This is a genomic window from Halobacteriovorax sp. BALOs_7 (assembly GCF_003612895.1).
Taxonomy (GTDB): Bacteria; Bdellovibrionota; Bacteriovoracia; order Bacteriovoracales; family Bacteriovoracaceae; genus Halobacteriovorax_A; species Halobacteriovorax_A vibrionivorans.
In genome coordinates this window covers 2,693,711-2,720,676 of record NZ_CP027772.1, presented here as the reverse complement: position 1 = coordinate 2,720,676, position 26,966 = coordinate 2,693,711, and the positions used below count along the sequence as shown (strand labels likewise).

25 protein-coding genes are annotated in these 26,966 nt (G+C 35.5%); 17 read left to right on the top strand and 8 right to left on the bottom strand.

Going from position 1 to position 26,966, the window contains the following annotated elements; translation table 11 throughout:
• Nucleotides 1-15 precede the first annotated feature (15 nt).
• The 8 genes from BALOs_RS12960 (at nucleotide 16) to BALOs_RS12925 (ending at nucleotide 9,666) form a co-directional block, all read left to right on the top strand.
• On the top strand, nucleotides 16-1,551 hold the full coding sequence (locus BALOs_RS12960) for a lytic transglycosylase domain-containing protein (protein ID WP_120405402.1): 1,536 nt from the start codon (nucleotides 16-18) through the stop codon (nucleotides 1,549-1,551).
• A 141-nt stretch (nucleotides 1,552-1,692) separates the two neighbouring features.
• Entirely contained in the window at nucleotides 1,693-2,823 is a 1,131-nt protein-coding gene (locus BALOs_RS12955; RefSeq protein ID WP_120405401.1) for a hypothetical protein, read from the top strand.
• A gap of 163 nt (nucleotides 2,824-2,986) precedes the next feature.
• Nucleotides 2,987-4,273: a hypothetical protein gene (locus tag BALOs_RS12950; RefSeq protein WP_120405400.1), complete on the top strand. Its 1,287-nt coding sequence runs from the start codon at nucleotides 2,987-2,989 to the stop codon at nucleotides 4,271-4,273.
• A 162-nt stretch (nucleotides 4,274-4,435) separates the two neighbouring features.
• Nucleotides 4,436-5,455: a hypothetical protein gene (locus BALOs_RS12945; RefSeq protein ID WP_120405399.1), complete on the top strand. Its 1,020-nt coding sequence runs from the start codon at nucleotides 4,436-4,438 to the stop codon at nucleotides 5,453-5,455.
• A 150-nt stretch (nucleotides 5,456-5,605) separates the two neighbouring features.
• Entirely contained in the window at nucleotides 5,606-6,466 is an 861-nt protein-coding gene (locus tag BALOs_RS12940) for a hypothetical protein (RefSeq protein WP_120405398.1), read from the top strand.
• A gap of 73 nt (nucleotides 6,467-6,539) precedes the next feature.
• Nucleotides 6,540-7,517 (top strand): hypothetical protein, encoded by a 978-nt coding sequence (locus tag BALOs_RS12935; RefSeq protein WP_120405397.1) that lies wholly within the window; start codon nucleotides 6,540-6,542, stop codon nucleotides 7,515-7,517.
• A gap of 73 nt (nucleotides 7,518-7,590) precedes the next feature.
• A complete protein-coding gene (locus tag BALOs_RS12930) occupies nucleotides 7,591-8,580 on the top strand; it encodes a hypothetical protein (RefSeq protein WP_120405396.1) in 990 nt (329 codons plus the stop codon).
• Nucleotides 8,581-8,670: 90 nt separating this feature from the next.
• Entirely contained in the window at nucleotides 8,671-9,666 is a 996-nt protein-coding gene (locus BALOs_RS12925) for a hypothetical protein (RefSeq protein ID WP_120405395.1), read from the top strand.
• Here BALOs_RS12925 and BALOs_RS12920 read toward each other — a convergent pair.
• A complete protein-coding gene (locus tag BALOs_RS12920; RefSeq protein ID WP_120405394.1) occupies nucleotides 9,663-10,139 on the bottom strand; it encodes a tRNA (cytidine(34)-2'-O)-methyltransferase in 477 nt (158 codons plus the stop codon). The genes BALOs_RS12925 and BALOs_RS12920 overlap by 4 nt on opposite strands.
• A 9-nt stretch (nucleotides 10,140-10,148) precedes the next feature.
• Nucleotides 10,149-11,657: a leucyl aminopeptidase gene (locus BALOs_RS12915; RefSeq protein WP_120405393.1), complete on the bottom strand. Its 1,509-nt coding sequence runs from the start codon at nucleotides 11,655-11,657 to the stop codon at nucleotides 10,149-10,151.
• Between the two features lie 99 nt (nucleotides 11,658-11,756).
• Here BALOs_RS12915 and BALOs_RS12910 point away from each other — a divergent pair, with 99 nt between their 5' ends.
• On the top strand, nucleotides 11,757-12,935 hold the full coding sequence (locus tag BALOs_RS12910) for an LptF/LptG family permease (protein ID WP_114705614.1): 1,179 nt from the start codon (nucleotides 11,757-11,759) through the stop codon (nucleotides 12,933-12,935).
• 25 nt (nucleotides 12,936-12,960) lie between these two features.
• Here the strand turns inward: BALOs_RS12910 and BALOs_RS12905 are convergent, their stop codons facing one another.
• The 3 genes from BALOs_RS12905 to BALOs_RS12895 all read right to left on the bottom strand — a co-directional run bounded on the left by BALOs_RS12905 (nucleotide 12,961) and on the right by BALOs_RS12895 (nucleotide 16,106).
• A complete protein-coding gene (locus tag BALOs_RS12905) occupies nucleotides 12,961-14,097 on the bottom strand; it encodes a RodZ family helix-turn-helix domain-containing protein (protein WP_120405392.1) in 1,137 nt (378 codons plus the stop codon).
• An 11-nt stretch (nucleotides 14,098-14,108) separates the two neighbouring features.
• Nucleotides 14,109-14,912 carry a lipopolysaccharide assembly protein LapB gene (locus BALOs_RS12900; protein ID WP_114705612.1) on the bottom strand — a complete coding sequence of 268 codons (804 nt, stop codon included), beginning with the start codon at nucleotides 14,910-14,912 and terminating at the stop codon, nucleotides 14,109-14,111.
• An 87-nt stretch (nucleotides 14,913-14,999) separates the two neighbouring features.
• On the bottom strand, nucleotides 15,000-16,106 hold the full coding sequence (locus BALOs_RS12895; protein WP_162929690.1) for a class I SAM-dependent RNA methyltransferase: 1,107 nt from the start codon (nucleotides 16,104-16,106) through the stop codon (nucleotides 15,000-15,002).
• 116 nt (nucleotides 16,107-16,222) lie between these two features.
• Between BALOs_RS12895 and BALOs_RS12890 the strand changes: the two genes are divergently transcribed.
• The 5 genes from BALOs_RS12890 to BALOs_RS12870 all read left to right on the top strand — a co-directional run bounded on the left by BALOs_RS12890 (nucleotide 16,223) and on the right by BALOs_RS12870 (nucleotide 22,469).
• Nucleotides 16,223-17,953 (top strand): TrkH family potassium uptake protein, encoded by a 1,731-nt coding sequence (locus BALOs_RS12890; RefSeq protein ID WP_162929689.1) that lies wholly within the window; start codon nucleotides 16,223-16,225, stop codon nucleotides 17,951-17,953.
• Between the two features lie 30 nt (nucleotides 17,954-17,983).
• Nucleotides 17,984-18,679 (top strand): TrkA family potassium uptake protein, encoded by a 696-nt coding sequence (locus BALOs_RS12885; RefSeq protein WP_114705609.1) that lies wholly within the window; start codon nucleotides 17,984-17,986, stop codon nucleotides 18,677-18,679.
• 12 nt (nucleotides 18,680-18,691) lie between these two features.
• Nucleotides 18,692-19,930 (top strand): HAMP domain-containing protein, encoded by a 1,239-nt coding sequence (locus BALOs_RS12880; protein WP_114705608.1) that lies wholly within the window; start codon nucleotides 18,692-18,694, stop codon nucleotides 19,928-19,930.
• A 95-nt stretch (nucleotides 19,931-20,025) separates the two neighbouring features.
• On the top strand, nucleotides 20,026-21,846 hold the full coding sequence (gene lepA / locus BALOs_RS12875) for a translation elongation factor 4 (protein WP_162929728.1): 1,821 nt from the start codon (nucleotides 20,026-20,028) through the stop codon (nucleotides 21,844-21,846).
• Between the two features lie 2 nt (nucleotides 21,847-21,848).
• Complete coding sequence (locus BALOs_RS12870) at nucleotides 21,849-22,469, top strand: hypothetical protein (protein ID WP_114705607.1); 621 nt, start codon at nucleotides 21,849-21,851, stop codon at nucleotides 22,467-22,469.
• A 2-nt stretch (nucleotides 22,470-22,471) separates the two neighbouring features.
• Here BALOs_RS12870 and BALOs_RS12865 read toward each other — a convergent pair whose 3' ends face one another.
• Nucleotides 22,472-23,464 (bottom strand): lysylphosphatidylglycerol synthase transmembrane domain-containing protein, encoded by a 993-nt coding sequence (locus BALOs_RS12865; protein ID WP_114705606.1) that lies wholly within the window; start codon nucleotides 23,462-23,464, stop codon nucleotides 22,472-22,474.
• Nucleotides 23,465-23,544: 80 nt separating this feature from the next.
• Between BALOs_RS12865 and BALOs_RS12860 the strand changes: the two genes are divergently transcribed.
• The 3 genes from BALOs_RS12860 (at nucleotide 23,545) to BALOs_RS12850 (ending at nucleotide 25,943) form a co-directional block, all read left to right on the top strand.
• Nucleotides 23,545-24,858 carry a UDP-glucose/GDP-mannose dehydrogenase family protein gene (locus BALOs_RS12860; protein ID WP_120405389.1) on the top strand — a complete coding sequence of 438 codons (1,314 nt, stop codon included), beginning with the start codon at nucleotides 23,545-23,547 and terminating at the stop codon, nucleotides 24,856-24,858.
• Entirely contained in the window at nucleotides 24,858-25,664 is an 807-nt protein-coding gene (locus tag BALOs_RS12855; RefSeq protein ID WP_120405388.1) for a nitrilase-related carbon-nitrogen hydrolase, read from the top strand. Before BALOs_RS12860 ends, BALOs_RS12855 begins: the two co-directional genes overlap by 1 nt.
• 96 nt (nucleotides 25,665-25,760) lie before the next feature.
• The gene (locus tag BALOs_RS12850) at nucleotides 25,761-25,943 is read left to right on the top strand and encodes a hypothetical protein (RefSeq protein ID WP_120405387.1); all 183 of its coding nucleotides are present in this window, start codon (nucleotides 25,761-25,763) and stop codon (nucleotides 25,941-25,943) included.
• A gap of 55 nt (nucleotides 25,944-25,998) precedes the next feature.
• Here the strand turns inward: BALOs_RS12850 and BALOs_RS12845 are convergent, their stop codons facing one another.
• Together BALOs_RS12845 and BALOs_RS12840 are read right to left on the bottom strand one after the other, a co-directional pair.
• The gene (locus BALOs_RS12845; protein ID WP_114705602.1) at nucleotides 25,999-26,253 is read right to left on the bottom strand and encodes a NifU family protein; all 255 of its coding nucleotides are present in this window, start codon (nucleotides 26,251-26,253) and stop codon (nucleotides 25,999-26,001) included.
• Between the two features lie 9 nt (nucleotides 26,254-26,262).
• Nucleotides 26,263-26,958: an RsmE family RNA methyltransferase gene (locus tag BALOs_RS12840; RefSeq protein ID WP_120405386.1), complete on the bottom strand. Its 696-nt coding sequence runs from the start codon at nucleotides 26,956-26,958 to the stop codon at nucleotides 26,263-26,265.
• Nucleotides 26,959-26,966 lie beyond the last annotated feature (8 nt).

The following is a 26,966-nucleotide window of genomic DNA, read 5'->3' as shown; positions in this document are numbered from 1 at the left end:
ATATAAGGAAGATCAATGAGAAAAAACGGATTGTTGTTACTGGTTCTAGGCCAACTACTTTTTTCGTGCATCAGTACAGAAAAAGACGTTCCAAGTCCAAAAGAGATTACGGAGTCATTTAGTACTGAAGATGAGAATCTCGATGGTGCTGATTTCTCTGAAGAAAAGATCATTGCTCGAACTGCAAAACATGGTGCAGAGTTTTCTAGTGATCAAATTGTCGGTTCTGCTGTTATTGATCACCCTGCAAATCACGAAATCAAAACTTATTTCTTATATGGTGCTGAGCACTTAAATCTTGAAAATAATTATTTTGATATTCCTGTTGTTTATAATGCCGCTGTTAAGAAGTGGATTAAATATTTCACAGGAAGAGGGCGCGGCTTCTTTCAAAGATATTCAGGAAGGGCCGGAAGATATGCGCCGATCCTCTCTAAAGTTCTAAAAGACAATGGACTTCCACAGGACTTAATCTTTTTAGCAATGGCCGAATCAGGATTTCAAACAAAAGCAAAGTCTTGGGCAAAAGCAGTTGGCCCATGGCAGTTCATGCCATATACAGGTCGTCGTTATGGCCTTGAAGTAAATTGGTATGTTGATGAAAGAAGAGACCCAATTAAGTCTTCAATCGCAGCATCAAAATACTTAAAAAAATTATATAAGCAATTTGGTTCTTGGGAGCTTGCCGCTGCATCTTATAATGCAGGTGAAGGTAAGATGGGAAGAGCGATAAGAAGATATCGAACAAAAAACTTTTGGAAGATCAGAAGAGGTCGATACCTAAAGCCTGAGACAAAGAATTATGTTCCAAAAATTATGGCATTGGCCATTATCGGTAAAAACTTAAAGTCATTTGGCTTTGAAGAAATTGATTGGCATGAGCCTCTTGATTTTCAAGAAATCCAAGTTCCTGGTGGAGCGGATTTATTTAAGATTGCAAAAGACTTAAATGTAGAATTTGATGATCTTCATTATTTAAATCCAGAAATTCAAAGATGGTTTACACCACCAACGCATGAAACATATACGCTTCGAGTTCCTGTTGGAAAAAGAGATGCATGGGCAGATTGTTGTTCAGCTAAAAAAGAAGAGTATATTGCTTCACAAGAAGTCTTTCAAAAGTATCGTGTAAGAGGTCGTAAAACTCGTCTTGATGATGTAGCAAGAAAGTTTAAAATCAAAGATAAGAAGGTTCTTACTTGGCTAAATGATAATTACAAGTCTCACCGCTCTCGTGTTCCAAGAGGAACTTATGTGACTCTTCCATTTAGAATCGGGCAAAGTAAGAAAGATAATATGTATGCGGACCTATATGATAAACCTCGTAAGTCTGTCATTCGTAAAAGAAAATATCGTAACCGTATCCGTGTCGCTAAGAGACGAGGGAAAAAGATCAGTAATCCATCACAATTCTACACTGTGAAAAGAGGAGATTCTCTCTGGTCTGTTTCTCGTAAAACGGGAGTTAGCCTTGATACACTAATTGTCTCTAACCTAAAAATCATTAAGAAGAGACAAATTCGTGCAGGTGACCGCCTAGTGATTCGCTAATTTCAAAAAATGTAAGAAAAAAATAGTAAAACATATTGAAACCACGCTCTAATGCGTGGTTTCGCTATTTTAATTCTAAAAAAAATAAGCTATTGTATTCCTCACGAACACAACACACGTATACACGAGGAAATTCAAACTATGGCCTATAGCGATATTTTAAAGCTTAAAAAAGTCGAAGTTAAAAACGAAGAAAAGGTATTCATTAAAAATCTCATTGTTGGTAATGATATTTTTGCAATGGATCTCTTTGACCATCTCTATAAAAAGGACTCAACTTCAGTGAAATTATTAACTGAAGAAGAAGTTACTGAAGATAATTTTAAAGTCATGGGACCGTCTCTTGTAAGAGGAGAAAATAATATTTCAGTCCTGCGTGATCTTGGGATTATTGAAGAAGCTAATCCATTGAGCTCATGCTTTTATAAGGACTCTAAGTTTCATGATTTTGGTTCACGTACAAAGCCAATGCCTCTTTTATGGGGAGAAGAAAGTTATATTGATGAACATATTAAAGTTGGTCCAACTGATCTTCTTCCATCACTCAATAGTGAAGGGCTTTTAGAGCGTATTCGCGAAAATAGTTATAGCTTAAGAATTAAAGAAATCTATCGTACAACTCCTGAAGAGTTAATCGATCAGGCCCATTGGAAAGTGTACTTAACGAACGGTTTAATTATTGAATGTGAGAACCTTTATTGGGGAGAGTCTCCTGCCATCTTCTTAGACTTGTTTAAGGATAAGAAAACTCTTTCTACTGAGTTTATCGAGTTTTGCGAAAGTACTAAAACACCTTGTTCTCTATATGTTCACCTTGATCTTGAAGAGAAGATTACTGATGATGAAAAGACATACTTTTTTCCACTTTCATTCACACATGAATGGGGACACTTCATTGGTGAGATTGGTGAAGCAGAAAGCGAAGGATATGCTCAAACAGCTAAATTTGTTACTTTCATCGATAAAGAAGAGAGTACAGAAGAAGATATTTCTAAAAAAATCAATCTTCTGAAAAAAAACTTGGCCAAAAATTTCGACGCTTTTGATGTAAATAAGTCAAAAGAGCGCGTCATCCTAAGAGATTATTCTTATAGTCCAGAAATTGACGATTCTAAGATCGCACAAGAGTCTTTAAACGAAGATCATTTAATTTTCTTTAGTTTTAACGCACCTCTTAGGCAGTCTGCAGTGAAAAATGAAACATTCGTAGATTCCTGGATGTCGTCAAAATTCCTTGCAAGAGGCCTTGCAGTGCAATCAAAAATAAAATAAAAAAAACCTATAAACACCCCGTAAATGCTAATTCTTATGCAATTTCGGGGTGTTGACATTCATCTCAACTGCCTTGAAAATTTAATAACTAACATTTTTTATCAGTGTCTCTTCATATAAAGACGACACACGGATTTTTTTTTACTCACTCAAGGAGAGGAATATGAAAAAGGTATTTTTAGGAGCAGCTACGCTAGCACTTTTAAGTACAAGCGCTTACGCAACTAAAGCAAGACTACTTGCTCTTGGTGACGAAGTTGAAGACAACTACTACACAATGGATGATCGTTACATTTTCACTAACGCTTCATACGTAAATAACTATGGTGACATGGTTGTATATGAATTCGGTGATGAAGGATTCAATTACTACGAAGTTAATACTGCTGCTGGTACAGCAACATCTCCAGCACAGGCTGCAGAGCACGCTACTTTAGATTCAGATGAAAAATCAAAAGCACAAGGTGGTTTCTTAAAGTCACATGGTAATTTTACTTATGGTGCCTTCTTAGGAAATGAATCAAATGTTTCTTCTCTTCTAAGAATTGTTGCTTCAGATGGAAATACTGGTGCAGATTACCTTGCAACAGCTGATAACCAAGTAGATTTTTTCTTTGGTGGAAAAGCTGGAACTCTTAACTGGGGTACTTCACTAATTTATGCTGGTTCTGAAAGAAAGAACAGCCAAGGTGAAGATCTTGATGATACAGCACTTGCAGTAAAGCTTGGTGTTAATAAAGATAATTGGGATGCATTCGCAAATATTTCTCTTGCTTCTGAATCAGAAAATAAAGGAACAGGAAATAAATTTGAAGGGAAGCTTGGTTTCCAACTAGGTGGTTCTTATACTCTTAATAACAACTTAAAGTTCTACGGTTCATTTAAGAAATTTGATTGGGAACAAACACACAACGCTGCAAATGCTGCTGTACTTTCTGCAGGTGGAAAAGTTGATGGTGGATTTACAAGATATGACATTGGTGTTGGTAGATCTTATCAAGCAACTGATTCAACTCAAGTATTTGTTCGTACTCAACTAACTGCAATTGATATTGAAGTTGAATACTCAGCAGCTACTTCTGAGCTTTCTACTATGAATCTTCCATTAATCATTGGTTTTGAATCAAAAGCTAATGACTGGTTAGTTCTTAGAGGTTCTGTTTCACAAACTGTTTACGGAAATGCTGATTCAAAAAATCTAGGACTTCTACTATTTGGTCAAACAGCAACTCCTGGTGCAACTTTCGAAACAGATTCTGCTGGTCTTAAGGCCGCTGGTATTGGTGCATATGCTGGTAACTTCTCTAACGATGGTGAAGTATCAATGGAAAACACAACTACTGTTAACTTAGGTGCAACTCTAACTTGGAATAAGATTGATGTAGACACACTTGTTGGTTCAATGAGTGACAATGCTTACACAAGATTTGCAGTTAAATATAACTTCTAATTAAACAAATGATTAAGAAGGCCGTGGATGCAAAAACCACGGCCTTTATAAAAAAATTAAAAAAAAATTGCACAGGAAAACAAAAACGGTATAATTTAATAAATTAATTTTTCAAACGAACTAGATTACTAGTTAGAATAAAAACAAAACAAGGAGTAAGTTTTGAAAAAAATGACAGGTATTATCGCAATGGCAGTTCTTTCTTCTGCAGCATTTGCAAACACAATCGTTCCAGAAACTTCACGTGATGGAAAAACTAAAAACTCTTCAGCTATCGCTGTAACTCAAGAGATGAGAACATTTGTTGCTGGTGAGTATATGAACGAAACAATTGAGCCAGATGTAGCCAATGCTAAAGACTTAACAGACTCTGGTTTCAGTGTGTTTGGTGGTTGGTCTAACAAGATGGTTTCAGTAGAAGCTGATCTTTCTATGTCAGAGCAAGAAGACGAGAATACTGCTAATTCAGCAACAGATGTATCTAACTATGACGTTAAGGTTGGTTATAGAATCAATAAGGAATTTGCTTTAGGTCTAGGTTATGAGATGGGTACTGAGGAGCCAACAACAGGCGCAGACACAGACACTTCTAAAATCGAACTTGCTGGATCTTATATGATGAAAGACCTAATGATAGGTGCTTCATTTGCAATCAACTCACGTGATAACGGAACTACTGATGGTTCTTATAATACACTTACTGTTGGTGTTGGTTCAAATGCTAACAATATGTCATGGGAAGCAGGTCTTACTTATGACATGGAAGAAGAAGACGATTTAAATAGAGGCTCAAGATTTGGTTTATTTGCTGGTATGACTAAGGTTGTGAACAACATCGAAATCGATGCTGACTTATCTTATACAACTGGTGATACAACAGTAACAAATCCTGCCGATTACTCTGTTCTTGACTTCAATGTTGATGCTGAATTCTTAGTAACAGATATGTTCTACGTAACACCTGGTCTTTACTATACTTCAGCTGAAGGTGCTAGCTATAAAGCTCTTTCTGGTTTAGATGAGTATACTATCATGGGATTATCAGCTGACTTTGGATATAGAGCAAATAAGGTAGATGCAACATTTGGTATCGACTATGACCTTGCTTCTAACTACAACACTGGTTCAGAAGAAGACATGGATAGAATGGCATGGAAAGTTAACGTAGCTTACCTATTCTAATTTAATCTTTTAAATTTTGAATATATGGAAAGGGAGACTTAGGTCTCCCTTTTTATTTGTATGTATTCATAATATCTCTAAAGAATATCTTAACTTTTTAGTCCGAATGCTTTGTATATAATGGAAAATATTTCATCTAAGGAGTACAAAGTGAAAAAATTATGGCCTCTATTGATCGTATGGTTCTACACATCAGCATTTGCAAATACTATTGTTCCTGAGATTTCTCGTGACGGGAAAACTCTTAATCGATCGGCACTTGCAGTAGCTTTTGAAAAGAGGAATTTCGTTGGTGGTGAAATTCATGATGGTGATTATCAAGGTGAGAATATTCAGTTATTTGGAGGGGCCTTTGTTGATCAATTTTCTTTTCAAGCAGATGTAGGCTTTGACGATGATTTATTAGATGACGATCGCTACGATGTGAAAGCCGGTTATCGATTTGCTAGTAATATGGCGTTGGCCTTTGGTGTCGCTGCAACAGACTTTGTGGATGATCCTTCTATTGAAGTTGGGTTATCAACTATTTCAAATAACTTAATTATTGCCAGTTCAATCACTGCAAATATTAGAGATAATGCTGATGATAACTACACACTTACAGCAGGACTTGGACAGGATGAAAAGATCTTAAGTTGGGAAGCTGGGATTCGATATGATCTAAATGATAATGAGGATGATCTTCTCGGACTATTTGCTGGAGCTACTAGAATTGTAAATGATGTTGAGCTAGATGGGGATGTTGAGTTTAAAACAAGAGATGAATTCACAGAGATCGATCTTAATCTTGATGTAGAATTACTCGTACAAAAAGAGTTCTATGTTACTCCAGGAGTTTTCTTTAATTATAGGGAAGTCGGAAATAACGATGATGACTACTTAGGGGTGTCAGGTGATTTCGGTTACAGAGCTAACCAAATTGATGCAACAGCAGGCCTGGATTATGTAATTTCTGATAACGACAGGCGTGATGGCATTCAGTGGAAAATTAATGCTGCTTATTTTTTCTGATTCATTTGTTTTCTTTAAAACTTTACGTATAATTTAACTATTATTTTAATTGAGTTAACTTAAGGAGAAAGTTTTGAAGAAATTTTTCAAACTTGCTGCAATTGCAGCACTATCACTATCAGCTTACGCTAATATTTTAATGCCAGAAATTTCTAGAGATGGAAAAACTAGAAACGAATCTTTAATGGCAGTATCTCAGTCTTCTCGTAATTTCATTGCGGGACAGTTGTCTACAGTTAATCTTGAAGATGATTTTAATAATGAAATCGATATTACTACAACATCTGTCTATGGTGGATTTTCAGCAGAATCATTCACAATGGAAATTGGCTATGATAACGCTAACTGGGATGTTGGATCAGCAGATGAAGATTTTAAAGACATTAGTATTCTAGCCGGATTTAAAGTGAATGAAAGATTAACACTAGGTGTAGGGCTTGAAACTAGTGAGCTATTAAATGGTGTTGATGACACTGGTATTAGTTTTGGAGGAACGTTACTTGTTGAAGGAACTGTTCTTGGTGGAACGATCGCACGTCATACATATGAGCTTGGTTCAGCAGAAGGTGACTTTATTCTTTTAACAGGTGCTTTTGGTTCGGCAACAAAAGATATGTCTTGGGAAACAGGTATTACTTATCAAATGGAAGGAAGCGGTGATTTAAACACTGGTGCTCGTCTTGGTATCTTCGGTAATGCCACTAAAATTTCTGGCGCCTGGGAATTTGATGGATCATTTAATTATACTTTTGGTGATTACTTAGATGAAGCAACTGGTGATAATGATTATAGCAGTATTGAAATTGAATTTGATGCTGAATATCTTCTAAACAAAGAATTTTATATTACTCCAGGTGTTAACTATACTTCAGTTGACTACCCTGATTCTGATGATGATACAGAACTTGTTAGTTTAAATGGTTTTGTTGGATTTAGAAATTCTCAAGGGCTCGATGCAACCTTTGGATTAGAATATGTTCTTAGTGGTGATATTGGCGGAGATGATGTTGATGGCCTTGGTTGGGGAATTAATGTAGGTTACGTTTTCTAATTGTAAAAAAATATGTATTATTGAAGACAGATAGGGGAGACAAAAGTCTCCCCTTATTTTTTTGGGGGATATTTTGAAATATATTTTTATTCTAAGTGCACTATTAATAATGGCCCTTCAAACAGAGGCGAATTTCTTCTTACCTGAAATGTCTCGTGATGGAAAAACTCTTAATTCATCAGTCTTGGCCGTCTCTAGAGATTCTCGAAGCTTTGCTGGATTAACATATGATTATAGCGACCTTAAAGAGGATGGTGGAAGTAGTACTGATTACGATATAACTACGCCAGGTGTTTTTGGTTCTTTTTCAACAAGTGACTTCTCAGCTCAATTAGAAACTCAGTTTGCAAAGTCCGAATTAGGAGTTACTCAATCAAGTAGTGATCTTTCATCTTTATTATTAGGTTATCGTTTAAGTAATAAAATGACTCTTGGACTCGGATATCTGCAAGATGAATATGAACTGGGCGTTGATGCTAAGAAAGTAGAAGCTGGTGGAACTCTTATATTTGATGGAGTTGTATTTGGTGGCTCTATTGCATATCGTGAAGTTGATGAAACAAACTTAGATGGTGGATATTTTATTCTTACGGCAGGTATGGGACAAAAAGAAATGAACGATATCGTTGAAGCCGGAGTCCAGTTGATGACTGAAGGCTCTGATGATCTTACAAGAGGTAAACGTTTCTCTATCTTTAGTAATATGACTAAGTTAATTGGAAGTGTTGAAGTAGATGGAAGCTTTAAGTTTGGTTTTGGAAATTATTTTAAAGATGATGGTAATACGACAGATGGAAATAATTACACTTCTTTAGAGTTTGAAATTGAAGCAGAATTCTTAGTATCGAATAACTTCTATTTAACACCTGGACTAGCGTATGATTCTAGTAACGCGCCAGGTACTTCAGAAGATACTTCGTTAGTAAAAATTGGAAATGATTTTGGTTATCGCAGAGATAATTTAGATGCTACCTTGGCCGTGGATTATATCTTTGTAAGTGAGAAGAATGATATTGATTACGATGGTTTAGGACTTGGTCTAAATATCGCCTACTTATTTTAACAAGTATAAAATAATAAAAATTAAGATTGGGGAGGCTATGCCTCCCTTTTTTTATGCCTTAAGATGGAATTAATATCTTAAGGAAGGATTATGAGTAAAAAGATTTTAAGTTTTTTAGTTCTTACGCAATTAAGTGTTTTCGCTAATCGCATTATGCCAGAAGTCTCAAAAGATATGAAAACTCGTAATTCTTCATCCATGGCGGTGGCAAACGAAAGACGCTCATATCTTGATGTGGCCACATTTGGTTATGATGCTGAAATTGAAGGAATTGATGATCTAGACTCATCTGACTTTGATATTAATGGAGCTTTCGCTAATAGGTGGCTCTCTGTTGAATTCGGATATAGTGAAAATGCAAGCTTTGGAGAAACGGAGCCTATACTTACTGAAGTCGGCTATCGTCGAGAGGCAACATTGCTCTTAGGCTTTAGGCCTATTGATATGTTCTCTTTTGGTTTGGGCTATCGAAATTTAGAAAATGATTCAAACCTAGGTAATAAGAAAAACTTTAATCGTTACGAAGTTGAGGCATCCACTACTTTTAATTATGAAAGAATCGTTTTTGCAGGTGCTTACAAATACGTTAAGCCTAGATCAGATCAACATGGTTATTATTCTGATATAACGTTTGGAACAGGCTATTTAGATGAAGTTCTCTCTTTTGAAGCTGGAATAAGTTTTAAAACTAAGAGCCTTGAACTTTCTCGTGGTGATCGTATGGAAGTTTTTATTGGTGGAACAAGACGTTTTCACAATATGGAATTTGATACTGATTTGGAGTATGAATATGGTGATGGAGGTTATGAAAGAGGAGACTATAATCGCTATGATTTCTCTTTTGACTTCGAATATTTAATAACGAAATTCATTTATCTAACACCTGGTTTTCGAATACAAAAGATCGAATTAAATAATGCTGAGGTATCAAGCCAGCTGTTAAGTTTTGATTTTGGCTATCGTGAAGATGGCCTTGATGTAACTTTTGGATTTGAGAAGTTGATTAGTGGAGACATCATCATCTCTGGAAATTCAAATGATATCGACTTATTTAAATTTACAGTTGATGCAGGTTACGCTTTCTAATAAGAGATATTTCTTAATGCTTCATAAGCTACTGCTGTAGCAACATTAGAAAGGTTTAGCGATCTAACATGTTCTGAGAACATTGGAAGACAAAATAGGCGATTGGGAAAAGTTTCAAAGATATGCTTTGGTAATCCCTTTGTTTCAGAACCAAAAACAAGATAACACCCTTTAGTATAACCACGTCCATAGAAGTGATTTTCTTTTGCTGTCTTTGTATAGAAGAAGAGGTCTTCATCTTTAGGGGACTCTTTTTGGTAGAACTCATCCCAGTTTTCATATTCAGCAACATCAACATGCTTCCAATAATCAAGTCCAGCTCGTCTAACTGCTTTTTCAGATAGATCAAAGCCATAGGGCTTAATTAAAACAAGTCTTGCTCCAAGGGCAATACAAGTGCGCCCAATACTCCCGGTATTACCGGGAATATCAGGCGCGTATAGAACAATATTAAAAATTGCGTCTTTACTCACTTTAAATTCTTAGTTCTGCTTTAGGAATTCAACTAGTGATCTTACGATTACACCAGATGCACCTTTAGATGGACAGTATGGTAGGTGAGATTGAGAATCACCAACACCTGCGATATCAAGGTGTGCCCAAGCTACATCGTTCTTAATGAACTCTTGAAGGAAAGCTGCTGCTTTTGCAGTTCCACCAAAACGTGATCCACCAATATTTTTAAGATCTGAAATTGTTCCTTTCATATCTTTTTGCCATTCTGGGATAATTGGAAGTTGCCACATATATTCATCAGCTGACTTAGATGCTTTTAGAAGATTATTTGCTAATTTGTCATCGTTAGACATAAGACCACAAACTTCTGTTCCTAGAGCAACTAGACAAGCACCTGTAAGAGTTGCAGCATCAATTAGTGCATCTGGCTTAAGGTCACATGCATAGTCTAGACAGTCTGCCATAACTAAACGGCCTTCAGCATCTGTATTTAAAATTTCAACTGTTTTACCATTTCTTGCTTTTACAATTGCATCTGGCATCGTTGCTTTTGAGTTTACAGCATTATCAGTCATACCAAGGATACAAGTGATTTTTACTGGAAGCTTCATAAGTGCAGCAGCTCTGAATGCAGCAAATACTGTTGCAGAACCGGCCATATCAAACTTCATATTCATCATTGATCCACCTGGCTTAAGTGAATATCCACCAGTATCAAAAACAAGTCCTTTACCAACGAAAGCGATATGCTTCGTGTTTTTAGTAGTTTTTGATGGAGTGTAAGTTAGGTGTACAAGTTGAGCATCGTAAGCAGAACCATCATTTACAGAAAGGAATAAGTTCATATTCTCTTTTTGTAGTTCTTTTCTACCCATGATTTTACATTTTACACCTGGGATATCTTTTACATCTTTTTGAACCATTTTTGCATATGCTGTAGAGCGAAGAACATTTGGTGGCTCGTTTACAAAGTCACGTGCAACGTTAACTGATTCAGCTACATGCTGAGCGTCTTTGATTGCTTTTTGGAAAGCTTTTTTCTTTGTTCCCTTATCTGCTGAATCAAGAATTACTTCTTCTAATTTTGCAGACTCTGACTTTGAAAGATACTTATCAAATTTATAAGCAGTCATCTCAAATGCTTCAACAAGAATTGCTAGAGATTCTTCTTTTTTAGATTTAAAAGTGAAAGTATCAAATGCAACAGCTACTTTCTTATATTTTGAAACTGCTTTGTATGCTTTTGCTAATTCTTTTCTAATGTCTTCTGTTGTAACTTTTGTTTTGTCACCAAGGCCAATAACTAGAACATCACTTCCATAATGGTTGAATGAATAAGTTGAACCTTTTGATCCTGTGTAATCTGCTGAACTATTCATTGATTCAAAAGTCGCTTTTAGCTCTTTTGGCCAACCTGTTAGAACAACAGTTGATACATCTTTTTTACCTTTAGTTTCTGTTTTTGAGTAAGCACCGATAACATAACAATCAGCACTTGAAACTTCTTTAGTGTTTAAATTCAAAGTGAATTTCATATTTGCTCCTTAAAGGGGTTTCAAAGTGAATTAAGAGGGTATAAACTAACAGTAAGTATACAAAAAGACAAAGAATGACAATAGTCGGCAAGGGTGTTCATGAATCAGTTTGCTCGCATTAAAGACCTAATTCCAAATAAGATATTTCAAAGATATCTTGCGTCAAACTTTATTGTCCCTTTTGCAATGAGTCTAACATTCTTTGTGGCCTTCCTTTTAACAACCCAACTATTTAGATTTATGAGAGTTGTAACTAAGAAAGGCGTAAGTATAATGCAGTTTATGGAGATCTTGGGCCACATCTCTATGAGTTTTATTCCAATGGCCACTCCTTTATCAATTCTATTTGCCATGATCTACACACTCAATAAATTAAGTGAAGATAGTGAGATTGTTGCATTAAGATCGATGGGAATAAATAAGCATCGAATATTCTTTCCTTATTTTATTATCTCTATTCTCATAGCTTGTTCCGTTGTCGTATTAAATACGAATTTAGTACCGACCTCTAAGAAGATCTTTAGAAATGAGTTTCGTCAACTTGGCTCAAAGGGTGTTCTGACAGACATTAAGAAGGAGCAGTTCTTTACAGATATTCCAGGAGTTATTCTCTTTGCTGAAGATGTGCAAGACGATGGGAAGATATTAGATGGTGTCTTTCTTAAAATCACTTCTAATAAAGATGTTGATAAGCTTATTATGGCAAAAAAGGGAATTTTAAATAAGCCAAAGTCTGATGCTGCTCAATCGATGAATATTCAATTTGATTTCTATGATGGAAGTATTGTCACCTTAGATAAAGATGGTAATGAAGTCGAAAAGATTCTATTTGAAAAATATGAATATCCAATTGTTTCAAGCTTTTCGGTTAAGTCAGTTAATAAAGCAAGTATGATGTCTTCAACAGAACTTAGAAGACATCTTCGTAAGCTAAAGAATAAGCGCAATAAGACAGAGAATAAGAGAGTTCGTAATAATCTCTCAAGTGACTTAAGAAAGGGCTATATTGAATACTGGGGACGCTTCACTGTTCCGATTCAATGTGTGGTCTTTGCTCTATTAGGTTTCGTCTTTGGAGTTAAGAAAGGGCGTGGTGCAACTAAGAATACTAGTGCTATGGCCTTATTTATTACGATTTTTTACTATGGCCTATATTTTTCAGGTATTTCATTGGCCAAAAAATCAGATGTGGCCATACCATTTATTCTATTCACCCCTGCCATTATTACAGCATTTATAGGAATGAGATTTTATAAAAAACTAGATTGGAATTCTTAGGAGAGTTAATGAAAAAGCCTGAAGATTACTCTTCAGACTTCTTTTGAGCTTCAATATATTCTTTAGATGTTTGAAATGATCCGTCTTTATTAAATATGAATAGTGGTAGCTTATATTCTTTTGCAATTTCTACAGGAAAAACTAAACTTTTTACACCTGAACGAGATGTCATACCAAGTAGATCATTATTATAAAATACGTGCATAGCATTGATATTCCCAAGTCTAACAATCACGCGTTGGCCTTTTATAAAAACATATCTACCTTCTTTAAGTGTAAATGCTTTTATAGGCTCATCATCTTTTTTGTAAACAACCCAAGAATCACCTGAAGTTGATCTCAAAAAGACATTTTGCATATCGTCTTCGTAAGAGTTTCTTATGTTTTCAGGAATTAACTCATTTCTTTCTTCATCTGAAATTTCTTTAAATCCAAAAAGAGGAGAAGGTAAGTTGTAGAAGTTTATTTCTTTTGGCGCTTCTTCTTTTTTCTCAGTCGTTTTTTCTTCTTCTGGGACCTTTGTTTCAACAGCAGCAACTTCTTCTTTATCTTCAACATTAGCTTCAACTGCCGCAGTCTCTTCTTGAGCAACTTGAGTTTCTTCTTGAGGAGTTTCTTCTACCGGCGGCTCTTGTGTTGTTTCAATTGCCTTAGTTTTAAGGACAACTTCTTTTGAAGTATCTTGAGAATCGACCTCTTTACTCTTATTGATATTGATATAGATAAAAATACCAATTGAAATTAAACCAACGAGACTAATAACTTTATATTTTAATGAGTCAGAGAACTCAAAACTCTTTGGTTTTAAGTCTTGTTTCCTTTCAACTTGTGCTTGAGGAAAGTCTTCTGCTTCTAATTGTTGTTTACTACTACTTGATGATTGGCCATATAATTCTTCAAGAAGATTAATGGCCTTATTTTCGTCGATATCATAAGTCTTAGAAAGAGTTTTAACAAAGCCACGTACGTACGCAATATTTGGTAGACGATTAACATCATCTGCTTCTAGTGCAGAAAGGTTTGTGATATTAATACGTGTATGACTTGAGACAGCTTCAATTCCTAGCTTCTTCTCTTCTCTGGCTTTTTTGAGATAAGAGCCTAAAGTATCTCTATTCATCTCTTCATTTGTCTGGGCTTCTTTTGCAACATCCTGTTCCATATAACGCCTTTTTAAAGATTGTTATTCTTATTTTTCTTTGAATAATAGATTTTTTTCATTAATTTATTTTTAAATTTTAAACTTCTCTTGGCGTATTGTGTGCGAGGGAATGCTTCAATAATGTGATTAAATTCAGCAATTGCTTTCTCTTCTTCACCTAATGTTTGATAAACCTTTCCTAACTCAAAATATGCTGCTGGTTGGTCTTTACACTTTCCAGTCTTAGCAATATTAAAGTTTTTAATTGCTTCAGCAATCTTACCTTCTTCATGTAATAGAATACCTAGTTGATAAGGAGCAGGACAATAGTCTAGTGTGTAGCCCAGAACTTCTTTTAGGTAGTCCTTGGCCTTTTGCTTATTTCCTCTTTTAAGTTCAATTAATGAAAGGTTGTACTTAACTCTGTATGTGTAGCGATAGACTAGATCTTTTAAAACTTCCTTGTATTGTTTCTCAGCTAAATCAATCTTTCCTTCTTTGAAATAGATTGAAGCAAGATTATTTCTTGCATCAGAATTTTTTGGATCAATTTCAATTGCTTTAAGAATTAATCTCTTTGCCTTTTCTGGACGATCTTTGAAGAAGTAGGCTAGTCCAAGGTTGTTAAGAGTTTTGGTATCATTTGGTTTTAATTGATTGGCATTTTCTAAAGCTTCTAATGCTTGAGAGTATTCCTGATCAATCATTTTTTGAGTTCCATAAGTATAAAAAAGTTCTGCTTTTTTATCTGAATTATCTTTTTGTCCTGATGAACATGAAGTCATCAGAAAAACTAAACTAATTACAATGAAAAGTAGGGAATTTCTTTTTCTCATAAATACGCCAAATGTTAATAGTTATCGTGGTTAGACTACTTTAATTGTAATTGTTTTAACGATTCTTTACAACGTTAATCTAAGAACTTACAAAGCTTTCCTATGTTTAAAAATATTAACCGATTCAAAGTGTCGGGTACCGGGGAAAAAGTCAAATAGATGGGCCTCTTGGACATCATATTCTGCTAAAATTTTTGCAGTATCTCGAGCAAGAGTTTGATTGTTACAGCTTACGTAAATGATATATTTTGGTTTAAATAACTTAGTGTATTCATCGATATTCTTAAGTCCACTTCTGGGAGGGTCTATTACTAAGAGATCGACCTCTTCAACATTCAATTTCTTTAACTGTTCTATTGCTGATGAGTTGTAAATATCAACTTCATGATATTCTTGAGTCTTTTGGTTTTGAAGCTTTATATACTTAGCTGGTGTTGCATCAATAACAATACTTCTATGGTTTAGTGATTTTGTTAAATTACCATTTCCACCAAATAGATCGACAGTTGTTGAGTTCGAGTCTGTAAACTGTCTCATGTGCCCTTCAATAAGCTCGAGAAGTCTCTGATTCATTGGTGGATTAACTTGTAAGAATCCTTGAGCAGAATATCTTGAGTCATATGTTTTTAAGACTTTACCATCTCTTTCAAAAATTTCGACATGCCCTTTGGGTCTATTTGCTTCTTTTTGCCAATTTTCTTTAAGAGAGAATAGGGCATTGTTTACATTTTCATTGGCCATGAGACATTTATCAATAGAGATGATTTTAGTATTGTCCTCATTGAAAAAACCTAGCGAATTAGTCTTCTTATTATAGTGAAGTTGAATACGATTACGATATTCATACCTTTCACTTGCCTTATGTACCTTGAGTAATTGAGATAAATCAATCTTATACTGACGTGAAAAATTATCCAGGAATGCTTGTCTTTTAAATTCTAGTTCATCGTCGTAACTAGTGTGTAGAAAGTGACATCCACCACATTCGTTGAAATAGGGACACTTGGATTCTTCTCTAATTGGAGAAGCTTTATCAATATGCTTTAGCTTTGCAAATTGAATATTCTTTTTTGCTTTATAGACTTCAGCGACACCCTCTTCATTGGGGAGGCATTTTTGAATAAAAGTTATTTTGTCTTCGAGTTTTGAAACACCTTGTCCAATAGAGTCGATATGTTCGACTTTAAAATTCACATCAAATTTTTGAAACTTGAGTGATTTGTTGGGTTTCGTTCTTTTCTTCATAGGAAAATATGTCTCAATCTGCTATAAGTATCAACTTAGCTAAATTAGTAATATTATTAAATAATATGGCATCATTATTACAAAAATTGTCATTCTTGTTTGAACTTTTTTTTAATGGAAGTTTTATCCTCTTATACACCTTATATAGTAATAAGAAGATACCGGCTACTTGGAATCAAAAGTTTATCACTAACACTCTAGACCTCATGGTCTGGGTTGTTCCTATTGCTATTGCTCTTACTGTTTTAAAAAATATTATTGAATCAAAAAACGGAGAGGACTTCTTTAGGCGCTACGTCTTCTCCCTCTTAGTTTTCATTCCCTGTTTAATTACCTGGGGAGATGTTGAGTTTACATATTTACTCGCAAGTGCTCACTTGCTATCAACAATTTTATCTTTATATGATGATGGGGGAGAACAGGCCCCTCGGATTTATGCTAATCGCTTTGAAGCAATAAAGAATAAGATAAAACTAACGTCTGCCCAGTGGGTTCTCTTTACCTTTGGTGGAGTTATCTTAGTTGGTACATTCTTATTAATGCTTCCAATGGCCGCTGCTGATGGTAATTCGATTAGTTTTGTCGATGCGCTATTTACGGCAACTTCAGCTACTTGTGTTACGGGGCTGGCCACTCTTAGTACTAAAACAAGCTTTAGTATGTTTGGGCAGTTTATAATTCTAGGACTCATTCAAATTGGTGGTCTATCCATCATGACTTTATATTCTTCTATGGCCATCGTGCTAGGGCGATCTTTAAAAATGAAGGATCGTATCATCATGCAAGACCTTTTAGATGTTTCATCTTTAGAAGAACTTGTGGCCATGATTATTAGTATTGTTAAATACACATTCATTATCGAATTATGGGGTGCCATCATTTTAACGATAGGTTTTACATTTGAAGGATTTGAATTTGGTGATGCTTTATATAATGGGTTTTTCCACAGTATTTCGGCATTTTGTAATGCTGGATTTGCTCTCTTTGATAACTCATTAGAAAATTATGCAACGAATCCTCTTATCCATGGGACGATTTCAATCTTGATTACCTTAGGTGGGATTGGATTTATTGCACTAAAGGAACTTAAACAAGTTGTGACTCGAGAAAAGACAATTGTCCGTCTTGGAATGCACACAAAAGTTGTTCTAATTACTTCTTTTGCCTTAACTGTTGGTGGTGCTATCTTTATTTTCTTTGGAGAATTCCTTGGAGCACTAGATGGTTACAATCTTTGGGAAAAAATACAGATTGCAACTTTCCAGTCTGTAACATTAAGAACTGCTGGATTTAATACAATTCCACTAACAAACTTACATTCATATACGATATATATGATGGCCATGTTTATGTTCATTGGTGGATCGCCTGGTTCAACTGCTGGTGGGGTTAAGACCACAACTCTTGCAATTCTTGTTCAATCAATTATATCGACACTTAAAGGTGATAAGAACGTTATGATGTTTGATCGTAAGATTGCTGGTCCAGTTGTTGTTCGTGCAACGGCCCTGATGTTTATATCAATTGTTGTATCAACAGCTTTCATCTTTATTATGATGAAAATTGAACCAAACCAAAACTTCTTACCTTTATTTTTTGAAGTACTAAGTGCTGGTGGGACAGTCGGGCTTACTTTAGGTGTTACACCGTTTTTAACAATGGCAGGGAAGTTGGCAATTTCATTTCTCATGCTAATTGGACGTATTGGTCCATTAACATTAATCTTAGCAATTGGTGAAAGACAGAAATACTCAGGTAAATTAGACTATCCTGACGGAAGAATAATGATTGGTTAAAATAGAATTTATTAGAATAAAGGAATATACATGCTAGTAGCTGTAATTGGGCTAGGAACATTCGGAGCAAAAACTGCTGTTGGTCTTTTTGAAAAAGGCGCAGAAGTTATTGCAATTGATAAGAATGATGAATTAGTTGATAAGATTAAAGACCGTACAACTCACGCTGTTTCACTTGATGTAACAGACGAAAGATCTCTACGTTCAGTAAATATTTCCGATGTTGATACAGCGGTAGTTGCCATTGGGGATAATATTCAAATGTCAATTATGGCCGTAACTATGCTTCGTAAACTGGGTGTTGGTCGAGTTATTGCTCGTGCCACTTCAAAACTACATGAGCACGTTTTGCACGAAATTGGGGCCTCTGAAATTATTAAGGTTGAAGAGGAGATGGGGGAGATTGTCGCTTCAAAAATCATCGCACCTCACGTTCTTCAACGTTATAACTTTGCTGCTGGTTATTCTATTGTCGAACTTAAGTTAGGAAAGAAATTTGAAGGAAAGACACTTGTTGAAAGTAAGATTCGTCAGAATTACTCACTCAATATTGTCGCTCTTCAAAAGAAAGTTCCATATATCACTGAAGACGGTAAGTCTGCTTATCGTATGGAGATTAACGATTGTCCGATGCCGATGGATATTATCGAGTCAGATGACATCGTTGTTCTGGTAGGTAGTGAGAAGAATTTTAATAAGCTTTTTGCGGATTTAGAAGACGCATAAAGGGGAATAATTTTGAATTTATCATTAAGAAACCGAGTCGCAACAAGTTTCTCATTGGCCGCAGCAGTGGTCATACTTCTTGCGTTTATCGTGTTCTATCATTTAAATAATTTGAATAAAGAAATTGAATCAATTACTGATCGCTCTAATAAAGTAACACTTATTACTGATGAGGTTAGAATTTCTGCGGTTCAAATATTAAAAAATCAACGAAGAATTCTAACGAAGAAACCGACACCTGAGATGGTGGAAAGAATTCTAAACCTTTGTGAATCATTTACTTCGCAACTGCAAAGACTTGATGCTCACTACGATGAGCCAGAGGTGAAGAAGATCATTGGTCAGATGTTATCTTATACTGACTCATTGAAGGTTATCTTAAGTAAAGCTTCATTATTTCATCGAAATAATATTGGTATGACTTCTATTGGGGAGCTGGCCGATAAAATTCTAGATGCATTTTCTGAGTTTCAAGATATTCAGTATTATCAAAATGTAGAAAGAGAAGAGAAGATCAAAAGTATCATCAACGAGACAAAGCGTAAGATGATGATTACTTTAATTATTGCTTTTCTTTGGACAATTATTTTAGGTCTGGTCATCCCAGGAAAGATCGCCTTACCGTTTAAGAAAATTAAGGATGCAATTCGAGAGCTACAGGATTGTAACTTTGATGTTTCCATTTATTATTCTCAAGACGATGAAATTGGTGAGATTGCTCAAGAGATGAATAAAATGATTCACTCATTCAAAAAGTTTGAAGAATTAAGAGCAGATAAGATTGTCGTTGAAAATAGAAAGTTTGATGTTTTGGCCAATATGGTTAAAAGGCCAGTTCTCTTAGCAAATGCAAAAGGGGAGCTGATGTATATGAATAATCAGATTTATCAACTCTTACAAGTTCAGTCTGAGGATACGATTGGTAAGGTTATGACTGATTCGATTATTCCACAGTGCATTATTGAAACTTATGAACTTGCCATTAAGCGTCGATCGAAGATTGAAAACCAAGAGATTAAGATTGCTAAACGTGATGAAACTAAAAAATCAGATAAAGAAGTTGGTGATAAGATTTCAGTAAAGGTTGATATCGAAGGTGATGAAGCAGATGCTGCTGAGCAAAGTGAAGAAGTCGAAGAAGTTATTGAATACGTTTACGAAGGTTATGCTTCTGTAATACCTATTCGTGGACGCGAGTCGTCACTAGATTATTACCTTATGGTTATGACTAAAGAGGTTCAGGCATCATAAATTTTATGACGCTTGGGCCCAAAACCCCTCTAATATAATAGTTATCCTTAAAAATCTATGCTATGATCAACGAATTTAGCGGAGTTATAGTTACAATGATCGATAGTAAATTTATTAGAAACTTTTCTATTATTGCCCATATTGACCACGGGAAGTCGACCCTTGCGGATCGTTTAATTGAAAAGACAGGTTCCATTACTGACAGAGAAAAGTCAGATCGAATTCTTGATAATATGGAGCTTGAAAAAGAGCGTGGTATTACAATTAAGGCCCAAACGGTTCGTCTTAATTATGTAGCTCGCGATGGTCAAACTTACTATCTGAATATTATCGATACTCCAGGTCACGTTGACTTCTCTTATGAAGTATCGCGCTCACTTGCATCATGTGATGGTGCACTTCTTGTCGTGGATGCATCTCAAGGTGTAGAAGCACAAACACTTGCAAATGTTTATATGGCCATTGAAAATGATCTCGAGATCATGCCTGTTCTTAATAAGATCGATCTTCCTCACGCAGATGCTGACCGTGTAAAGCAGGAGATTGAAGACGTTGTTGGAATTGAAGCTTTAGAAGCTGATGAAGTATCAGCTAAGTCAGGACTTGGTGTAGAGGACTTACTAGAGTCAATTGTTGCAAAAATCCCTTCTCCAAAAGGGAATCCAGATGCACCACTTCAAGGACTGATCTTTGATTCATGGTTTGATCCATATCAAGGAGTTATCTTCTTGCTAAGAGTTGTTGAAGGAAAACTTTCAAAGAAAGATAAAATTTATCTGAAAAATTCAGATCAAGAATATGAAGTCTTAAAGCTTGCTGTTAACACACCATTTTTTACTGAAGTAAAAGAGCTTGGTGCTGGTGAAGTAGGTATGGTTATCTGTGGTATTAAGAACATCCGTGACGTAAAGGTTGGGGATACTGTTGTTAATGCCAAAGCGAAAGATACGCCAAGTTTAGGTGGATACGAAGAAGTAAAACCAATGGTTTTCTGTGGTATTTTCCCTGTTGATTCAACTGATTATGAAATTTTAAAAGATGCACTTGAGAAGCTTGCCCTTAATGATTCATCTTTTACATATGAGCCTGAAACTTCTCAGGCCCTAGGTTTTGGTTTCCGTTGTGGATTCCTTGGCCTCCTTCACATGAATATTATTCAAGAAAGATTAGAGCGTGAGTTTAGTTTAAATCTAATTTCAACTGCACCTTCTGTGTCTTATAAAGTAAAAATGCTTGATGGTGAAATTATTGACGTTGAAAACCCATCAACAATGCCTGAGCCAGGAACTTTTGAAGAAATTACTGAGCCAATGGTTTCAATCGCTATTCACGTACCAAATGAGTTTGTTGGAAAAATTATTCGTCTATGTGAAGAGAAGCGTGGAATTCAAACTGATATGAAATATATCACTGAAGAGAGAGTTCAAGTTACTTATGATCTTCCTTTAAGTGAGATGGTTTACGACTTCTACGATAAACTAAAAAGTTATACAAAAGGTTATGCTTCAATGGATTACGAGTTTAAGGACTATGCTGCCTCTAAGCTTGTAAAAGTTGATGTTCTTCTAAATGGTGAGAAAGTCGATGCACTATCAATCATTTGTCACCAAGATAATGCTTACTACAAAGGACGTGATCTAGTTGGGCGTCTAAGAAAAATCATTGATCGTCAGCAGTTTGATATTGCCATACAGGCAGCTATTGGTGCTAAAATTGTTGCTCGTGAAACGGTTAAAGCTCTTCGTAAGAACGTTCTTGCAAAATGTTATGGTGGTGACGTTTCAAGAAAGAGAAAACTTTTAGAAAAACAGAAAGAAGGGAAAAAGAGAATGAAGATGGTAGGTTCTGTTGAAGTACCTCAAGAAGCATTCCTTGCTGTTCTTTCAACTGATGAAGATGCTGGTGGGAAAAAATAAAAATGGATGAGCTTAGAAATATATTAGATGAAGCTATTCAGAGATATTCTTCAAATGATTATTACGAAAAGTTAAAATCAGCAAAAGAAGAGTATTTCAAGTTAACTGGTAAGCTATCAGAAGAAGACGAAGACTATGAGTCTCGTATGAACGGTTTCGTTTATTGGTATATCACTCAACGTGATCAAGATTCAGCTGGTCCTTTAATTAAGAATTATCTTTCAGATATTTCGATTGATGACTCTAAGAAAGAAGCGATGCTTGAAATTAATCATTCTCTCTTTGAGTATCGTGGTCAAAATCTTTTTAAGAAACATGTCTTTAAAGACATTCTTCATAATTCAAAATTCTATATCCCAAAAGATGAATTCACTCTTCAGCTTGTAAAGGATGATCTCTTCATTGCAAGAACAATTACTCATGAAGGCAAGACAATGTTACTTGATGATATCTCTGTTCTTCCTTACGATGCCAGAGGTCCACTTGTAAAAGAGTCGAAGAAGGTTAGAAAACTCAATGACCGAAAAAGAGATATGCAATTTCTTTTAAAAATTGAGGCCCTTAAAACGAAGTGGCGTCAGTATGGCCATATCGACCCAAAGAAAATTTTTATTTTTAAATAGAGTTAGGCTTCTTCTAGTGCTTCAACTTCTTTGAAAGTATGCTTCTTTTTCCAAAGAACATAGGGAATTACACCAAGAAGATTAACTGTGATATTGACCAAGAAATATAGGTTGAAAAAAGAGGCGCCTTTTTCTTGTCCAAATGCCTTGAATAATTCTTCAAAGACTAAGTGTCCAACTCCAGCACCTGCAGGTGATACAGGTACTGCAATCGAAATAAGTCCGATTGGTACAATACTGAAAAGTTGTTTAATTCCGATATTCGTATTTAGAAAAGAGTGACTGAGACTCCAAAATGCTGTGATCGCAATCATATGAATAAGAATGGAAAGAGTTATGGTCTTAATAATTACGCGCCGATTTTCACCAATACGCCAGAATGTTTCAGTAATATCTGAAAGCTTATTTCCAATGACAGGTAAGATTTTAAGTAATTCAATGACATGTTTCTTAATTGCCTTAGGCATAAATAAGATAATGAGAAAAACACTCGCTCCAAGAAGAAGCATAATATTAAATGAGATAAGAGGTTTCACCTTAGGTGAAAGGTTAACGAGATCTCCATAAAAGTAAATTGAAGATAGTCCAGCAACAATGATGAGTCCAATAAGTCCAATGATTCGATCAATTAAAGCAGTGCTTAAAAGAAATGATTTCCTTAAAAGTGGATCACAGTCTCTTACATAGAGAAGCTTAAGAAAGTCCCCTGTAACAACACCCGGGAGAAAAGTTGAAAAAAATTGCCCAATTAAATTAATTGGATAGATCTTATTAATATGAATCTTTTCACTCTTTGTCTTCAGTAGCATTGACCAGCGAAAAGCGGCCAAGAATGAACCTAGAATTAAAAGAGAGAATGCGATCAGCGCCCATGGCCCATTTTTAAGGACCTGCCCAATTAAGCTAAGATCGAGCTTATCGGATTTGGCCAGCCAGTAGAGAATGGCCACAGCAAAAATGATTTTTAGAATTGTCTTATATGACGCCTTGAGCATATTCTTTAATTTCCCTCTTAAGGCTTAAAAGTTAACATAAATAGTGCTAATCTAGTATAAATTTTTAAAAAGGAAGAAACTTGAAAATTACAGTTATTGGAACAGGCTACGTTGGACTCGTTAGCGGAACATGTTTTGCTGAAATTGGTCACACTGTAACTTGCGTTGATATTGATGAAAGTAAGGTTGCCATGATGAGACGTGGTGAATCACCTATTTTTGAGCCAGGTCTAAATGATCTCTTAGAAAGAAATATTAAGGCAGAAAGATTAACGTTTTCAACAGGACTTGAGTCAGTAAAAGATTCAAAGTCTATTTTCTTAGCTGTGGGAACTCCTTCTGGAGATGATGGCAGTGCAAACCTTTCATATTTATTTCAAGCAGCTGAAGATGTTGCAAAAAATATTAGTGATGATGCAATCATTGTTATTAAATCAACTGTTCCAATTGGAACTTGTGAAAAAGTTAAAGAGATTGTTGCTAAAAATACAAACAAGAAATTTCACATTGTTAACAATCCTGAATTCTTAAAAGAGGGCTCAGCTATTGAAGACTTCATGAGACCTGATCGTGTTGTTATCGGTCATAATGATCCTGAAGCTGCAAATGCTATGGAAGAACTTTACGAGCCTTTAGTTAAGCAGGGGAACCCTATCTATATGATGTCAAATCTTTCGGCAGAGATGACAAAGTATGCGGCCAACTGTTTCTTAGCAACTAAGATTTCTTTTATAAATGATATTGCAAGACTTTGTGACACTCTTGGAGCGGATATCAATGAAGTTCGACAAGGTATCTCAAGTGATAGAAGAATTGGTTCTCACTTTCTTTATCCAGGACCTGGTTATGGAGGATCATGTTTTCCAAAAGATGTTAAAGCTTTAATTTATACAGCAAAAGAACATGGCCATACACTTAGAGTTGTTGAGTCAACTGAAGATGTTAATGATGAGCAAAAACTATACATGGCAACAAAGATAAAAAAACATTACGGTAGTGACTTAAGTGGAAAGACTTTTGCTTTTTGGGGAGTTGCATTTAAAGCAAATACCGATGATGTAAGAGAGTCGCCAGCAATTTATATGGCTCAAGATCTAATCGATGCTGGTGCAAAGGTTCGCTTCTTTGATCCAGAAGGTGGACCAAATTTTATGAAGGCCGTTGGTGAAAAGTATCATAAATCAATTGAAGAAGTGTCTAATAAGTATGACTGTCTAAGTGGTTGTGATGCAATGGTTACAGTGACAGAGTGGAGAGAATTCTCAACTCCTGACTTTTCAGAAATCTCGGCCCGCTTAAATGAAAAAGTGATCTTTGATGCTAGAAACCTTTTTAAAACGCAGAAAGTTTTAGATGAAGGTTTCACTTACTATGCAATAGGAAAGAAAATATAATGAATGAATTGGTCGTTGCCAATATTCAAGTATCTTCAACTCTTGATTACAAATCAAATCTAAAAAAAATTAAAACATACTTAACTCAAGCAAAAGAAGAGGGGGCCCAAGTGGCCTTCTTGCCTGAGTGTTTTTACTCGATCTCCAATGGTCGAGCGCCAAGCCCTTATCTTGTGGAGTGGAACAATGAACACTTTGATAACATCAAGCAATTGGCCATTGATTCTGGGCTCTTCCTTATTGGGGGCTCTGTTGCTTTTAAAACTGATAAAGGTATTCTTAATAAGGCCATTAACTTTGATCCTCAAGGCAATGTTATTGGTAGCTATGACAAGTGCCATTTATTTTCTTGTGACATCACAACAGTAGATGAGCAAGGAAATACAAAGCATAAGAAAATAAATGAAGGGGATATTTATATTGCAGGCAATGATCCTCTCATTATTGATGTCCTTGGCTGGAAAATTGGAATTGCAATCTGCTTTGACCTACGCTACCCAAGTTTTCTTCAATATTATTATGATAAGAAAGTCGATCTCATAACCTTTGCTTCAGCTTTTACAGTTCCCACTGGCATGGCCCATTGGCATACGCTTTTAAGGGCCCGCGCTATTGAAGGGCAATGCTATGTCGTTGCAAGTGCACAAACAGGAGAGAATAATCCTGGCATCCATACTTTTGGCCATTCTTTGGTTATTAATCCTTGGGGAGAAGTACTTTCTGATCTCAAAGAACTTGAAGGAGTGTCTATTAAAAGACTCAAAAAAAGTAAGATATTAGAAACTCGTTCGAGAGTAATTCTATAGTCTAATTTACTGAAATCATTCAAGAAACAATATAATTTTGTGGATTTTCATAATTAGTTGCCGATAAGAGTCTAAGATAAAGCTTAGGAGGCAAATATGGAATTACTAGAAATTACGCTTGTGACTGTTGTCATGGCACTTGCCACCAGTGGAAATATTATTCTTTCAGGTTTAAGTTATTGGGAAGCTGAAGATAATATGCAAAAACATATTTCTCATACTCAAGACGACTATGGAATGAGAGAAGCTGAGCTTGAAGAGCATACAAAAGTCGCATAGTTAAATACATTGAAATTTACAAAAAATAAGGGCCACTATTAAGTGGCCCTCTTTATTACATAAATGGGTTATCGCCCTTTGAGTGATCAGTGACATCCACAATATCAACGATATCTGGAAAGTGCTGCTTAACTAATCTTGCAACACCATCTGTAAGAGTTGCTTGAGAAGCAGAGCATCCTTGGCAACCACCAGTCATTTTGACGTAGAGTTTATCATTGTCGTAATCAACTAGCTCGATATCTCCGCCATGAGCGGCAAGAGCTGGTCTCACTTGTTCATCAAATAGCTTTTCAATTTTTCTAATCATAACTATATCCTATTCCATTAATTGATTTAAATATCCCATTATCGAAATTGCCGCATTTTCAACTCGCATGATTGATGGCCCAATATTTACTTCTTGGAAACCACGATCGACAAATTCCTTAATCTCTTGGTTTGTCCAACCGCGCTCAGGGCCGATGGCAATTGTTAATGGTCGCTCTATATCTATCTTAACATCTTTTAGCTTTGTTTGTGCATATGGTGAAAGAATAATTCTTTGTTCATCTTGAGCAAGACTTTGTTCATATTGATAGGTCTTATGTAGTTCAGGTGACTTATAAAAAACAGCTGATTGACTAAGGCCAAGAAGGGACAGCTCCTCAAAACGTTCATATATTTTAGACGTTAAGTAGCTCTTATCACTTAGAATTGCCTTATGTATTTTAAATCGGCTAGTTCCCATTGCACTACAATGCTCAAATAACTTCTTCATTGTTGGAGGTCGACTTGCCGCTATTGAAAGAGTTATTGGATAGTGTTTACCTGCTAAGATTTCACCTACAATAACTTCAATTTGTTCACCTAGGGTAAAGACCTTTAAAGTTGTTAGGCCTTCTTCAAGGATTGTTCCTTTCAGTTCGTCGCCAATTTCAACCTTGATCACATTACGTAAATGTTCACTTTGTTCAAAAGTGAGAACAGCTTTTTTACCTTGAATTTGATCTTTTCTAAGTATGATTGAATTCATTTTCTTTA

Bases quoted from the DNA above. Each gene is read 5' to 3' on its own strand.
- BALOs_RS12960 (WP_120405402.1), top strand. From the start codon at position 16: ATGAGAAAAAACGGATTGTTGTTACTGGTTCTAGGCCAACTACTTTTT.
- BALOs_RS12955 (WP_120405401.1), top strand. From the start codon at position 1,693: ATGGCCTATAGCGATATTTTAAAGCTTAAAAAAGTCGAAGTTAAAAAC.
- BALOs_RS12950 (WP_120405400.1), top strand. From the start codon at position 2,987: ATGAAAAAGGTATTTTTAGGAGCAGCTACGCTAGCACTTTTAAGTACA.
- BALOs_RS12925 (WP_120405395.1), top strand. From the start codon at position 8,671: ATGAGTAAAAAGATTTTAAGTTTTTTAGTTCTTACGCAATTAAGTGTT.
- BALOs_RS12915 (WP_120405393.1), bottom strand. From the start codon at position 11,657: ATGAAATTCACTTTGAATTTAAACACTAAAGAAGTTTCAAGTGCTGAT.
- BALOs_RS12910 (WP_114705614.1), top strand. From the start codon at position 11,757: ATGAATCAGTTTGCTCGCATTAAAGACCTAATTCCAAATAAGATATTT.
- BALOs_RS12905 (WP_120405392.1), bottom strand. From the start codon at position 14,097: ATGGAACAGGATGTTGCAAAAGAAGCCCAGACAAATGAAGAGATGAAT.
- BALOs_RS12900 (WP_114705612.1), bottom strand. From the start codon at position 14,912: ATGAGAAAAAGAAATTCCCTACTTTTCATTGTAATTAGTTTAGTTTTT.
- BALOs_RS12890 (WP_162929689.1), top strand. From the start codon at position 16,223: ATGGCATCATTATTACAAAAATTGTCATTCTTGTTTGAACTTTTTTTT.
- BALOs_RS12885 (WP_114705609.1), top strand. From the start codon at position 17,984: ATGCTAGTAGCTGTAATTGGGCTAGGAACATTCGGAGCAAAAACTGCT.
- lepA (WP_162929728.1), top strand. From the start codon at position 20,026: ATGATCGATAGTAAATTTATTAGAAACTTTTCTATTATTGCCCATATT.
- BALOs_RS12870 (WP_114705607.1), top strand. From the start codon at position 21,849: ATGGATGAGCTTAGAAATATATTAGATGAAGCTATTCAGAGATATTCT.
- BALOs_RS12865 (WP_114705606.1), bottom strand. From the start codon at position 23,464: ATGCTCAAGGCGTCATATAAGACAATTCTAAAAATCATTTTTGCTGTG.
- BALOs_RS12855 (WP_120405388.1), top strand. From the start codon at position 24,858: ATGAATGAATTGGTCGTTGCCAATATTCAAGTATCTTCAACTCTTGAT.
- BALOs_RS12850 (WP_120405387.1), top strand. From the start codon at position 25,761: ATGGAATTACTAGAAATTACGCTTGTGACTGTTGTCATGGCACTTGCC.
- BALOs_RS12845 (WP_114705602.1), bottom strand. From the start codon at position 26,253: ATGATTAGAAAAATTGAAAAGCTATTTGATGAACAAGTGAGACCAGCT.
- BALOs_RS12840 (WP_120405386.1), bottom strand. From the start codon at position 26,958: ATGAATTCAATCATACTTAGAAAAGATCAAATTCAAGGTAAAAAAGCT.